Source organism: Sphingomicrobium sp. XHP0239 (assembly GCF_039555325.1).
GTDB classification, from domain to species: Bacteria; Pseudomonadota; Alphaproteobacteria; order Sphingomonadales; family Sphingomonadaceae; genus Sphingomicrobium; species Sphingomicrobium maritimum.
This window is the reverse complement of record NZ_CP154608.1, coordinates 978,615-991,714: the sequence shown is the minus strand read 5'-3', so window position 1 is coordinate 991,714 and position 13,100 is coordinate 978,615. Positions and strand designations below refer to the sequence as shown.

10 protein-coding genes are annotated in these 13,100 nt (G+C 64.3%); 5 read left to right on the top strand and 5 right to left on the bottom strand.

The genetic code is table 11. From position 1 onward, the window contains the following. Nucleotides 1-106: 106 nt before the first annotated feature. Nucleotides 107-991 carry a hypothetical protein gene (locus tag WJT74_RS05010; protein WP_343347584.1) on the bottom strand — a complete coding sequence of 295 codons (885 nt, stop codon included), beginning with the start codon at nt 989-991 and terminating at the stop codon, nt 107-109. On the opposite strand from WJT74_RS05010, the gene WJT74_RS05005 reads away from it, so the two are divergent. Then, a complete protein-coding gene (locus WJT74_RS05005) occupies nt 992-1,912 on the top strand; it encodes a hypothetical protein (RefSeq protein WP_343347581.1) in 921 nt (306 codons plus the stop codon). 92 nt (nt 1,913-2,004) lie between these two features. After that, a complete protein-coding gene (alaS, locus tag WJT74_RS05000) occupies nt 2,005-4,656 on the top strand; it encodes an alanine--tRNA ligase (protein WP_343347579.1) in 2,652 nt (883 codons plus the stop codon). Nucleotides 4,657-4,672: 16 nt separating this feature from the next. On the opposite strand, the gene WJT74_RS04995 is transcribed toward alaS, so the two are convergent. From WJT74_RS04995 to WJT74_RS04980, 4 genes are all read right to left on the bottom strand, one after another. After that, entirely contained in the window at nt 4,673-6,421 is a 1,749-nt protein-coding gene (locus tag WJT74_RS04995; RefSeq protein WP_343347577.1) for a cation:proton antiporter, read from the bottom strand. Nucleotides 6,422-6,544: 123 nt separating this feature from the next. Continuing rightward, nucleotides 6,545-7,291, bottom strand: a complete 747-nt coding sequence (locus WJT74_RS04990) for a hypothetical protein (protein ID WP_343347574.1) — start codon at nt 7,289-7,291, stop codon at nt 6,545-6,547. Nucleotides 7,292-7,363: 72 nt separating this feature from the next. Further along, nucleotides 7,364-8,974 carry a GNAT family N-acetyltransferase gene (locus WJT74_RS04985; RefSeq protein ID WP_343347571.1) on the bottom strand — a complete coding sequence of 537 codons (1,611 nt, stop codon included), beginning with the start codon at nt 8,972-8,974 and terminating at the stop codon, nt 7,364-7,366. A gap of 7 nt (nt 8,975-8,981) precedes the next feature. Continuing rightward, a complete protein-coding gene (locus WJT74_RS04980) occupies nt 8,982-10,202 on the bottom strand; it encodes an NADP-dependent isocitrate dehydrogenase (protein WP_343347569.1) in 1,221 nt (406 codons plus the stop codon). A 142-nt stretch (nt 10,203-10,344) separates the two neighbouring features. Between WJT74_RS04980 and WJT74_RS04975 the strand changes: the two genes are divergently transcribed. The 3 genes from WJT74_RS04975 (at nt 10,345) to rpsB (ending at nt 13,074) form a co-directional block, all read left to right on the top strand. Continuing rightward, nucleotides 10,345-11,091 (top strand): phosphatidylserine decarboxylase, encoded by a 747-nt coding sequence (locus WJT74_RS04975; protein WP_343347567.1) that lies wholly within the window; start codon nt 10,345-10,347, stop codon nt 11,089-11,091. Nucleotides 11,092-11,101: 10 nt separating this feature from the next. Next, a complete protein-coding gene (locus WJT74_RS04970) occupies nt 11,102-11,932 on the top strand; it encodes a CDP-alcohol phosphatidyltransferase family protein (RefSeq protein WP_343347564.1) in 831 nt (276 codons plus the stop codon). A gap of 386 nt (nt 11,933-12,318) precedes the next feature. Continuing rightward, nucleotides 12,319-13,074, top strand: coding sequence for a 30S ribosomal protein S2 (gene rpsB / locus WJT74_RS04965; RefSeq protein WP_343347562.1), 756 nt, complete (start codon nt 12,319-12,321; stop codon nt 13,072-13,074). Nucleotides 13,075-13,100 lie beyond the last annotated feature (26 nt).

The following is a 13,100-nucleotide window of genomic DNA, read 5'->3' as shown; positions in this document are numbered from 1 at the left end:
GCAAACGGGGCGATTTTCCACTTGGGTTCAAGCTTGGTCCATGCACCATTTGGTAAATTGGGCGTTGAAGATTGGAAGCAGCAGGAGGTCGTTCATGACCCGAATTTCATTGATTGCATCGGTCGCCGGATTGGCGCTCATCGCCCCGTCGGCAGCGGCAGCAGGTGTCGACAGCGTCGACGTCCAGCCCGAACGCGCCGAGCGCGGTGACCGCGGCAAGGATCGGGCCGATCGCCAGGACCGCCGCCAGCAGCGCGCCGAGCAACGCCAAGCGCAGCGTCAGGACCGTCGGGGAAATGCCCGTCAGGAGCAGCGTCAGGCACGCCAGGCCGACGCTCGTCAGCAACAGCGCGCCCAGCAGCGTCAGCAGGAACGCGCTCAACAGCGTCAGCAGCAGCGCGCGCAGGAACGTCAGCAACAGCGTGCGCAGGAACGCCAGCAGCAACGTGCGCAGCAGCGGCAGGCGCAACGTGCTCAGGAGCGCCAGCAGCAGCGCCAAGCTCAGCGAGCGCAGGAGCGGCAGCAGCAACGCGCACAGGAGCGTCAGCAGCAACGTGCTCAAGAGCGCCGGGCCGAGCGTCAACAGCAACGCGCGCAGCAGCGCCAGCAGCAGCGCGCCGAACAGCGTCGTGCCCAGCGCGTGCAGGAACGCCGCGCCGAGCGTCGCCAGGATCGCCGCATCGACCAGCGCCGCGACCAGCGTGTTCAGGAGAATCGTGCCCGGATCGCGCAGGAGCGGCGTCTCCAGCAGCGTGGTAACGAGCGTCGTGCCGAGCGAGCGATGGAACGCCGTATCGAACGCGGTCGCGATCTCCGGCAGCAGCGCCGGGTCGAGCAGCGCCGCGCAGAACGTCGCGAGGACATTCGCGAACGCCGCGTCGAGGTCCGTCGCCAGATCCAGCGTGCCGAACGCCGTGCCGAGCGTCGTTACGAACAGCGCGCCGCCTATCGCGACTGGGTCGAACGGGGCGATCGTCGCGCGACGCGCCAAGTGATCGCCAACGATCCCGTCCGCTTCGTTCGGGCCGGCAGCACCGTCCAGCGGGACTGGTACGAACCGCGTCTTCCGAGCGCCTATCGCACCCGCTATCGCGACACGCGGAACGACTATTACCGCTACGATCGGAACCTCGACACGATCTATCGAATCGACCGGACGCGCAACGTCGTGCGGTCCGTCATCCCGGCTTACTACAGCCCCAACTGGATCGGCCGCAGCGTGCCGAGCTACTACGACCAGGGCTATGTGCCCTACGGATATCAGGGCGCCTATTATCCGACGTCGAACAGTTATTACCGGACCGTTGGGCCGGCAGTGTATCGGGTCGATCCCGCGACCCAGCTGATCACGGCGGTGGCCGCCCTTTTGACGGGTCAGAACTTCTCGGTCGGTCAGCGGATGCCCGCAGGCTATGACGTCTACAATGTCCCGGTCAGCTATCGCGACCGGTATGTCGACACGAACGATGCCTGGTATCGTTACGACGACGGCTACGTCTACGAGATCGATCCGCGGACGCGCTACGTCACGAACGGATACCCGCTCTACGAAGCCGACTATATGGTCGGGTCGCCGTGGCCGACCGATTATCCGGACTACAATGTGCCGTACGGCTATCAGGGTCTCTATTACGACACGCCGGACTATCAGTATCGCTATGCCGACAATGCGATCTATCGGGTCGATCCGACGACGCAGCTGATCACCGCTCTGGTGTCGCTGGTCACCGGACAGCCGCTGAGCGTGGGCCAGCCGATGCCGGCCAGCTACAGCGTCTATAACGTTCCGCAGCAGTATCGCGCCCGGTTCGTGGAGAATCCCGATCGTTCGTATCGCTACGCCGACGGCTATGTATATGCGGTCGATCCGGACAGTTATCTGATTACCGACAGCTACGACATCTACAGCTAGGTCGTTTCAAACGGATGGAAAGCGGGCGTCGGAAACGGCGTCCGCTTTCTTGCCGTCTTGCCGCAGCGGGGCGGGCCGCATACATCGGCTGCATGACATCGACCAACGACATCCGCCGCTCTTTCCTCGACTATTTCGAGGGGGCCGGGCACGAGCGCGTGGCCTCCGCGCCGCTCATTCCGCACAACGATCCGACGCTGATGTTCGTCAATGCCGGAATGGTGCCATTCAAGAACGTGTTCACGGGGCTGGAAACGCGCGACTATTCGACCGCGACGAGCAGCCAGAAATGCGTGCGGGCGGGCGGCAAGCACAACGATCTCGACAATGTCGGCTATACCGCGCGGCATCATACCTTCTTCGAAATGCTGGGGAATTTCTCCTTCGGAGACTATTTCAAGGAGCAGGCGATCGTCCATGCGTGGACGCTGCTCACGAAGGAGTGGGGACTGGCGCCCGAGAAATTGACGGCGACCGTCTATCACACCGATGACGAGGCGTTCGACCTGTGGCGCAAGATTTCGGGCCTGCCCGAGGAGCGGATCATCCGCATCGCCACGAAGGATAATTTCTGGGCGATGGGCGCCGACGGCCCATGCGGACCGTGCAGCGAGATCTTCTACGATCATGGCGAGGACATTCCGGGTGGCCCCCCGGGCAGTCCCGACGAGGACGGCGACCGGTTCGTCGAAGTCTGGAATCTCGTGTTCATGCAGTTCGTGCAGGCGAACGACGAGATCGTCGCCGACCTTCCCAAGCCTTCGGTGGACACCGGCATGGGGCTGGAGCGGATCGCCGCGGTCATGCAGGGCGTGCACGACAATTACGACATCGACCTGTTCCGCGCGCTGATCGCCGCGTCCGAGGAGATGACGGGTACCGACAGCAAGGGCGATCGCCGCGCTTCGCACCGCGTGATTGCGGACCATCTTCGTTCGAGCGCCTTCATGATCGCCGACGGCGTGCTGCCTGCGAACGAAGGGCGCGGTTACGTCCTGCGCCGGATCATGCGCCGGGCGATGCGCCATGCGCATCTGCTGGGCGCGAAGGATCCGCTGATGCATCGGCTGGTTCCCGAACTGTCGAGCGAGATGGGCGGGGCTTTTCCCGAACTCGTCCGCGCGCAGCCCCTGATCGAGCAGACGCTGCATGCTGAGGAAGTGCGGTTTCGCCGGACGCTGGCGAATGGCCTGAAGTTGCTCGACGAGGCGCGGGTCGGCATGAGCGAGGGCGAGAAGCTGTCGGGTGAGACGGCGTTCAAGCTCTACGACACCTACGGTTTTCCCTACGATCTGACCGAGGATGCGCTGCGGCGCGACGGGCTGGAGGTCGACCGGGAGGGTTTCGACGCCGCGATGGCCGAACAGAAAGCAGCAGCGCGGGCGGCCTGGAAGGGATCGGGCGCGCAGGCGTCGGACGAGCTGTGGTTCGACCTGGCCGACCGGCATGGCGCGACCGAATTCACCGGCTACGCCGCCACCGCCGGCGAGGGCGTCGTGCAGGCTATCGTCAAGGACGGAGCCGCTGTCGAACGAGCGGGCGAGGGCGACGAGGTGCAGATCCTTCTCAACCAGACGCCTTTCTACGGCGAGAGCGGCGGGCAGGTCGGGGATGCGGGGGAACTCACGGCCGACGGGGTCGCGCTGATCGTGACCGATACGGCCAAGCCCCTTGGCAAGCTGCATGCCTTGCAGGCGAATGTTGCGACGGGCGAAGTGAAGGTGGGCGATACGCTGCACCAAGAGGTCGACGTCGATCGACGCAACCGGGTGCGCGCTAATCATTCGGCGACGCATCTCGTCCACGCGGCGCTTCGCGGCATTCTCGGCGATCATGTCACGCAGAAAGGCAGTCTGGTGGCTCCCGAGCGGCTACGGTTCGACTTCTCGCACCCGTCCTCGCTGACCGCCGACGAGATTGCGGCGATCGAGGCAGAGGTGAACGAGGAAATTCGCGCCAACGAGGGCGTCGGAACCCAACTGATGGCTCCCGACGATGCGGTCGAAGCGGGTGCGCTGGCGCTGTTCGGCGAGAAATATGGCGACGAGGTCCGGGTCCTGTCGATGGGTCGCAAGACTGTCCGCCACTATTCGGTCGAGTTGTGCGGCGGCACGCACGTCAACGCGACGGGCGACATCCAGTTGTTCAAGATCATTTCCGAAAGCGCCGTGTCGTCGGGCGTTCGGCGCATCGAAGCGCTGACGGGAGAGGCCGCGCGTCAGTGGCTGCTCGATCGCGATGCCAAGTTGCGAAGCGCCGCGGCGAGCCTCAAGGCGGCTCCGGACGAGGTGCCCGACCGGATCGCGGCGCTGGTCGAGAACATGAAGCGCGTCGAGAAAGAGCTGGCCGAGGCGAAGAAGGCGTTGGCGATGGGTGGCGGCGGTTCGACCGACGTTGCGGGACCCGAAGATGTCGCGGGCCGCAAGTTTCTGGGCAAGAAGGTCGAGGGACTGGAACCTAAGGAGCTGCGTCCGACGATCGACGAGATGAAATCCCAGTTGGGTAGCGGCGTCGCTGCGCTGGTCGCGGTGAACGAAGGGCGTGCGAGCGTCGCGGTCGGCGTCACCGACGACCTGACGGCCGACGTGAATGCGGTCGACCTGGTTCGCGCGGCGGTCGAGAAGCTCGGTGGCAAGGGCGGGGGCGGACGCCCCGACATGGCGCAGGGCGGTGGACCCGATGGCGAAGCGGCGGACGAAGCGCTGGTGGCGGTGAAGGACGCGTTGGCGAGCGTTTCCGCCTGAGCGTCGCGGGGCGAGCCTAGTCCCGCCGTTTGCCGAGGCTGGGCGCGGTCGCCAGGCCGCCCTCGTCCATGATCTGGTCGCGAAGGTCGCTACGCTTCTGATGAATGCTGGCGATCACCGGGCCCATCGCGACCCCGATATCGACGAGCACGGCTTCGGACAGTTGGAGCGAGGCTTCCAAGGCTTCGGGGACGGCGTCGGTCACCCCCGCCTTGTAGAGCTTCGCGGCGTGTTCGCTATCGCGGGCGCGGGCGATGATCGGAAGGTCCGGATGGTCCGCACGGATCGTATCGGTCAACCGCGCGGTCAGCACGGGCGCATCCATCGTCAGCACGATGGCGGCCGCATCCGCTAAGCTAAGGCGATCGACGAGATCGGCGCGCGCGACATCGCCATAGAGAACATTGTATCCGCGCTCGCGGTGGCGGCGGACGGCATCGATGTCGTTGTCGATGGCAAGGTAGGGGCGTTGATGTTCATCGAGCATCTGGGCGATCAATTCCCCGACACGCCCGAAGCCGAAGATGACGGTACGATCGGCGACGTCCTCGGCAGCGAGGTCGGCGGCAGTTTCGTTCTTTTCGACGCGGCGTCCGGCGAGCCGACCGAGATCGGCAAGAAACGGGGTGATCGTGAGACCGAGCGCGGTCGCGGCGGACCAGAAACTCACCGTTTCGCGGCTGAGGACACCGGCCGCGCCCGCTGCGCCCAGCAGGATGAGCGTGGTTTCCGACGGGCTGGCCATCAGGATACCGGTTTCCGCGGCAACCCCCCGGCGTGCGCCGGCGATACGCAGCAGCGACCCGGTGACGAGCGACTTGACGAGCAGGACGCCCGCCAGCCCGCCGAGGATCAGGTGCCACTCCTGGATGACCTCTCCGACGTCGATCAGCATCCCGATCGAGATGAGGAAGACCCCGAGGCCGAGGCCTTTTAGGGGCGCGATGACGACATCGACCTCGCTATGATATTCGGTTTCGGCGATCAGCATGCCGGCGAGAAGAGCGCCGAGGATGGGAGAGACGCCCGCCGCCGAGGTTGCCACCGCGGCGAGGATCACCGTCAGGAGCGAGATCGCGAAGAAGCCTTCGGGGGACTTGGTGCGCGCCGCCTGGGCGAAGAGTGGCGGGAGGAGGAACCGGCCGACGACGAGAATCGCGACGACCGCGATGCCGCCCGAGATGGCGACCTGAGTCAGCCCGTCGACATCCGCGCCGCCCACCGTTCCGAAGACGAACAGCATGGGGACGAGGGCGACGTCCTCGAACAGCAGCATCGCGAGCGCGGCACGACCGACGGGGCTGTGGGTTCCGGAAATGGGCAGCACCAGCGCGGTCGAACTCATCGCGAGCGCGAGCCCGAGCGCAGCCGCGCTCTTGGTTTCCCAGCCGAAGATCAGCAGCATCACCGCGCCGAAGATACTCGCCGTGACGAGCAGTTCGGCGGCGCCGATCCCGAACACCATGTTGCGAAGCGACCAGAGCCGCTTGAAGCTCAGTTCCAGACCGATGGCGAACAGGAGCAGGATGACACCGAAGTCCGCGAAAGGCTGGATCGCCTCGGGATCGTCGATCGTGAAATGGCGAAGCCAGCGGATCTCGTCGCTGAGCGCGCCGAGCGTGAAGGGCCCGGTGGCGATCCCGACGAGAATGAACCCGATGACGGGGTTGATCTTGAACCGTGCGAAGGCGGGAATGACGATCCCGGCCGCACCGAGGATCACCAGCGCGTCGCTCAGTCCTTCAATATCGAGTTCGCCCGCCATAGGGGGCTATTTGGCGCATGGGCGCGCGGGTGTCACGGGGCAAAACCGTAATGTCGATCAAGTCGATGCGGGACCCGGGCGGCTATCTTTCAGAGGGCGTCGCTCGCGACAGTCGACGCAAGGTCAGTCGGCGCTCGATCCTTCCTGCGCGTAGCGCAACGTGATGATCGATTCATTGTCGAGCGAACGGTCGTGCACCGGCATTCGGTAGGACCGACGATCATCGGCCACCCGGATCTCACCATCCCAGCCGCTGACGTCGACTGTCGCGATCGGACGATCGGTCCCGCGCATGGCGGAGACGCGACTGGAATCGCATCCGCCGACCGTTCGCAGGACCATCCGTTCGAACGCCGACATGTCGTTGTCGATGAAGGCCAGGGTGACGTGGCAGGCGAGGCGGGCATCGCCGACCCGGTGCCGTTCGAGGGTCCCGCCCGGCGAGAATACCGTCGGCATGATACCGACCGGTTCGCGGGATCGGTTGGCGACGAGGTCGAACTTTCGTTCCAGCATTCTGTCGTGCGGAAGGACGAACCGTCCGTCCGGGGTGATCGCGACCTTGGTGCGCTGCTTCGATTTGCGATCGACCAACGTCAGCGCAAGATCGCTCGTCGGATCGTAGTTCCGGATCGTCCATTCCAGGGTGGCTTGGGGAGCGAGGGCCTCCCGCTTCTCCTCGTAGGTGCGGATCGCATCACGAAGTCGGTCGCTGGTCAGCCGGAAGGGTTCACCGGCCATGCCGAGAATGACGATCTCGGCTTCTTCCGTATCCGGGACTTGGGCTTCCTGCGCCACGGCAGCGACGGGCGTGGCCAGAACGATGGCCGAAGCGGCGAGGACGATGGCGGTGCGTAAAGGGCAGATCATCGACATTCTCCTCGACCGTTTCTCCGGCGATGGAAACCAGAGCGTGAACGGTGGTTGAATCGGTCAGTCGTATCAGCCGCCGCCCATGCCGCCCGGGCCGATGGGTTCGGCGCGTGGCCTTTCCTTGTCGTGGGGATGCGAGGTGTCCCACTTGATGTCGTAAAGGTCGAAGCGACGGTCGGCGAGGTTGCGCACCGTGCCTTCTGCGCGGGCCCAGCTGAGATCGGCGAGGTTGACATCGCTGATCGTCAGCGTCTCGACATTCTCGGTCGCTTCCGCCGCGATCCCGTCGCGAGCGAATGGAAAGTCGCATGGCGTCAGGATGCAGCTCTGCGCATACTGGATATCCATGTTGTGGACCTTGGGCAGGTTGCCGACATTGCCCGCCAGGACGACGAAGCACTGGTTCTCGATCGCGCGCGCCTGACAGCAGTAGCGCACGCGAAGATAGCCCTGGCGGCTGTCGGTACAGAAGGGCGTGAAGATGATCCGCGCGCCCTCGTCGACCAGACGGCGGGCCAGTTCCGGGAATTCGCTGTCGTAGCAGATGGTAACGCCGATCGGGCCGCAGTCGGTCGGGATGGTGTCGATCGTATCGCCGCCCGAGATGTTCCACCAGTAACGCTCGTTCGGCGTGGGGTGGATCTTCTCCTGCTCGTGGATCGCGCCGTCACGAAGGCAGACGAATGAAACGTTCTGGATCTCGCCGTCGGGAGTGCGCGTCGGGTGCGACCCGCCGATGATGTTGATGTTGTAGCGCATGGCCATTTCCGACAGGCTGGTGCGGATCTGGCCCGTATATTCGGTGAGCTTCTCGATCGCGTCCTTGGGTTCGAGCTCTTTCTCCTCGGCGCTGAGAAGGCTGAGGGTGAAGAGTTCGGGAAGGAGGATGAAATCGCTCTCGTAGTCGCTGGCGACCTCGATGAAGTAGCGGACATTGTCGATGAACTCGTCGAAATCGCCGACCGCGCGGGCCTGTAGCTGGCAGGTGGCGATACGGACGCTTTCGACGCCGCGGGGAAGGCGGAATTTCTTTGGGCTTTCGCGATCGACGTACGGATTGCGCCAAACCATGTGGACCGCGTGGCCCATCGACCGGCTGTCCTCGCGCAGATAGCTCTTCAGAATGCCGATCGGTTCGAAGCCGTTGGCCAGCTGGAACCGGATCACGGGATCGTGGATCTCGCCCGAAACGACCTTGTCGAGATAGTCCTGTGCGCCCGACACCTTCTTGCGGTTGCGGCGATAGCCGGGAATGCGACCCCCGAAGGCGATACCGGTGAGTTCGAGCTCCTCGGCCAGCTTGCGCCGTTCTTCGTACAGACGGCGGCCGATGCGGGTGCCGCGCGCCTTGACGTCGACGACCATTTCATAGCCGTAGAGCCAGTCGCCGGTCGGATCGTGCCGCGCGCCGTAGCCGCCACCGGTAATCTCGCGCCACGTGTGATGCTTGAGCGCGATCCCCTCTGCGAGGCGCATGGAAGCGCAATAGCCGACGATGCGGTCGTCGAGCACCGCGACGAAACAGCCGCGCGGATAATTGTTAAGCTGGCCCCGGATCTCGCTGGCCGTGTAGGGCACGAAATCCTTGTAGGCGTGTGCCGCCAGCTCGGTGATGCCGGCGATGTCCGACAGGCGAGCCTGCCGGACCTTCAGCCGGGCCTTGGTTTTCTGGTTCGGCAAGGTCGCCCTAGCTCCAGTTCTGCATCCGCTCTTCGAAGTTGTTCACGATCGCTTCGAAGAACTGCTCGGTGGTCATCCACGCCTGGTCGGGGCCGATCAGGATCGCGAGATCCTTGGTCATCTGGCCGCCTTCGACGGTCTTGATGATGGTGTCCTCGAGCGTTTCGGCGAACTTCACAACGTCGGGCGTATCGTCGAACTTGCCGCGGTACATGAGGCCGCGCGTCCAGGCGAAGATCGACGCGATCGGGTTGGTCGAAGTGGCGCGGCCTTCCTGGTGCTGGCGATAGTGGCGGGTCACGGTGCCGTGCGCGGCTTCGGCCTCGACGGTCTTGCCGTCGGGCGACATGAGGACGCTGGTCATCAGACCCAGCGAACCAAAGCCCTGCGCGACGGTGTCCGACTGAACGTCGCCGTCATAGTTCTTGCAGGCCCAGATGAACTTGCCGTTCCATTTGAGCGCGGAGGCCACCATGTCGTCGATCAGGCGGTGCTGATACTCGATCCCCGCTTCGGCGAACTTGTCCTTGAATTCGGCGTCGAACACTTCTTGGAACAGGTCCTTGAAGCGGCCGTCGTAGGCCTTGAGGATCGTGTTCTTGGTCGACAGATAGACGGGCCAGCCACGGTCGAGACCGTAGTTCATGCAGGCACGCGCGAAGTCGCGGATGCTGTCGTCATGGTTGTACATGCCCATGGCGACCCCGGCCTCGGGGAACTGGTGCACTTCCTTCTCGATCACCTCGCCGTCATCGCCGACGAACTTCATCGTCAGCGTGCCGGGACCCGGAACGAGGAAATCGGTGGCGCGATACTGATCGCCGAAGGCGTGACGGCCAACGACGATCGGGTCGGTCCAGCCAGGGACAAGGCGCGGAACGTTGTCGATGACGATCGGCTCGCGGAAGACCACGCCGCCGAGAATGTTGCGGATCGTGCCGTTGGGGCTGCGCCACATCTTCTTGAGGTCGAATTCCTCGACGCGCTGTTCGTCAGGGGTGATGGTGGCGCATTTGACGCCGACGCCATGTTCGCGGATCGCGTGGGCCGCGTCCTTGGTGATCTGGTCGTCGGTGCGGTCGCGCTCCTCGATCGACAGATCGTAGCTCTTCAGATCGATGTCGAGATAAGGCGCGATGAGCCGCTCCTTGATCCAGTCCCAGATGATGCGAGTCATTTCATCGCCGTTGAGTTCGACGATCGGATTGGCGACCTTGATCTTTTGCATGTGCGCTGAAGCCTCTTTTTCTTGCGTGTTCGGTTGGTCGCAGGCTCTAAGGGGGAGCGGGGGCTTTCGCAACCGGCGAGCGCTCCCATGTGTTGGGGCGTTATTGTTTCGGAGGCCATAGGGCCCTAGGGGAGCGCCGAATATGGCCCAGATCGATCATCCAGACAGCCAGCTGACCGCGGTCAAGTGGCGATTTCCCGAAGTCCATCCCGAGGGACGCAAGTTCGTCGCCATCGCGGGCTTCGTCGCCTTTTTCCTGTTCGTCGCGTTCGACGGATGGTTCAGCGAACTGCTCGCCTGGCTCATGGTGGGGGTCACGATCTGGGTCGCGAGCTTCTTCCGCGATCCGGTGCGGGTGGCGCCGACCGATCCCGAACTGGTCATCGCACCCGCCGACGGATTGGTCACGATGATCAAGAAGGGCGCGCCGCCGCCCGAACTGACCGGCGAGGGCTTGTTGCGTAACGGGACCTATACGCGGGTGTCGATCTTCATGAGCGTCTTCGACGTTCATATCAATCGCGCGCCGATCGCCGGCCGGATCGCCAAGATCGCCTATATCGAGGGCAAGTTCGTGAATGCCGATCTCGACAAGGCGAGCGAAGACAACGAGCGTTGCCACATCCTTGTCCAGCGCGAGGACGGCGCGCAGATCGGCTTCACCCAGATCGCCGGACTGGTGGCACGGCGGATCCTCACCCACGTGAAGGAGGGACAGAGCGTCGAGAAGGGCGAGCGGGTCGGGCTGATCCGGTTCGGGAGCCGCGTCGACGTCTATCTTCCCGAGGGAACCGGGTCGAACGTGCTGCTCGGTCAGCGGACGATCGCGGGCGAGACGGTGCTGGCGCGCCTCGGCAGCGACGTCAGGCTCGAAGGCCGCGCCCAGTGAGGGCCGCATCGTGAGAGACGAAAATCCGGACATCAAGCCGGGAAGCGGGCTTCCGTTTCGTGCGCTGGCGCCCAACGCGATCACCGCGATGGCCTTGTGCTTCGGGCTGACGGGGGTGCGCTACGCGGTCTCCGCGGCGGGCGGGGAAATGGACCATTGGGGCCTTGCCCTAGGCTGTATCATCGTGGCGGGGGTTCTCGACGGGCTGGACGGACGTGTCGCCCGGTTGCTGCGCGCGCAGAGCCGGTTCGGGGCCGAACTCGACAGCCTGTCCGACAATATCGCGTTCGGGGTCGCTCCGGCGCTCATCATCTATCTGTGGGCGTTGCAGGAGGCACCGCGGTTCGGATGGATCGCCGCGCTGGCGCTCGCTGTCACCTGTGCGCTCCGGTTGGCGCGGTTCAACGCACAGATCGATGCCGACGATCAGCCGCACAAGTCGGCGGGCTACCTTACCGGAGTGCCGGCGCCGACGGGGGCGGGGCTGGCGTTCGTTCCCATTTACCTGTGGCTGATCACGGAAATCGAATTTTTCCGCGCCTGGTACGTGGTGATGCCGTGGGTGCTGTTCGTGGCGCTTTTGATGATCAGTTCGGTCGCGACCTACAGCTGGTCGTCCCTGCGGCTGCGGCGTGCCTGGCGAATCCCAGCGCTGGCGGGCGTCGGCCTGCTTGCGGCGGCGTTGATCACGTCGCCGTGGATCACCCTTCTCGCCATCAGCGCGCTTTACGTCGTGCTGCTGCCGTTCAGCATGGCGAGCTACGGCCGCGTCAAGCGGCGGCGCGCAGAACGGGACGAATTGCGGGCCGACACGGCAGCGGTTTCTCCCACCGCACACTGACGGCGCGAGCGACGGGTGCCGGTCGGCTCTCGCCCGAGAGCGCCGCTCGGATCTTGTCGCCTTCCGCATTGAACACGGAGGCGAAGGCCATCGACATGGCAGCGATGAGAAAGGCGAAGAACAGTCCGACGATCATGGCGGCAACCCCTGCGATTGAGAATCGTTCCTGCTTCGTTCCTGTCCCACAGTTCGCCTTTCGTTCTCGTGAAGTCAAGCCGTTTCGGTCTCTTTTTGTTCTCATCGCGCTTCGCAGGTGCGATAAGGGGTTGAAGCGCGGCAGCTTTTCGCCTAATCGCCGCGCCATCTCGCAGGCGGGACCACCATACCGGTGCTCTCATGAAGAGTTCTCTGGACCCGCCGACGTATAACCGGAAGGAGACTATCCTATGGCGGCCAATGTCGTCACCATGCAGCAATTGCTCGAAGCCGGATCGCATTTCGGCCACCAGACCCACCGCTGGAACCCGCGCATGAAGCCGTACATCTTCGGCGCGCGCAACGGTGTCCATATCATCGATCTTTCGCAGAGCGTTCCGCTCTTTGCCCGCGCGCTCGATTTCGTCGAACAGACGGTGCAGCGCGGCGGCAAGGTGCTGTTCGTGGGGACCAAGCGCACCGCGTCGGAGCCGATCGCCGAATATGCGGCGAGCTGCGGTCAGCACTACGTCAACCATCGCTGGCTCGGCGGTATGCTGACCAACTGGAAGACCATTTCCAATTCGATCAAGCGTCTCAAGAGCCTCGAAGAGAAGCTCGGTGGAGACACCGCGGGCCTCACCAAGAAGGAAGTCCTTCAGCTCACGCGCGAGCGCGACAAGCTGGAGAAGAGCCTCGGCGGGATTCGCGATATGGGCGGGCTTCCCGACGTCATGTTCGTGATCGACACCAACAAGGAAGACCTCGCCATCAAGGAAGCCAACACGCTTGGCATCCCGGTGATCGCGATCCTCGATTCGAACTGCGACCCGAGCGGGATCGCGTTCCCGGTTCCGGGCAACGACGATGCCAGCCGGGCCATCCGCCTGTACTGCGATGCCATCGCCAATGCGGCGAACGTGGGTCGCGGTCAGGAGTCGCAGATGAGCGGCGAGGATTTCGGCGCGAGCGAGAATCCGCCCGCCGAAGCGGCCGCGACCGCGTAACATTTCCGTCGTGCGGGCCCGGTAGG

Bases quoted from the DNA above. Each gene is read 5' to 3' on its own strand.
- alaS (WP_343347579.1), top strand. From the start codon at position 2,005: ATGACATCGACCAACGACATCCGCCGCTCTTTCCTCGACTATTTCGAG.
- WJT74_RS04995 (WP_343347577.1), bottom strand. From the start codon at position 6,421: ATGGCGGGCGAACTCGATATTGAAGGACTGAGCGACGCGCTGGTGATC.
- WJT74_RS04990 (WP_343347574.1), bottom strand. From the start codon at position 7,291: ATGATCTGCCCTTTACGCACCGCCATCGTCCTCGCCGCTTCGGCCATC.
- WJT74_RS04980 (WP_343347569.1), bottom strand. From the start codon at position 10,202: ATGCAAAAGATCAAGGTCGCCAATCCGATCGTCGAACTCAACGGCGAT.
- WJT74_RS04975 (WP_343347567.1), top strand. From the start codon at position 10,345: ATGGCCCAGATCGATCATCCAGACAGCCAGCTGACCGCGGTCAAGTGG.
- rpsB (WP_343347562.1), top strand. From the start codon at position 12,319: ATGGCGGCCAATGTCGTCACCATGCAGCAATTGCTCGAAGCCGGATCG.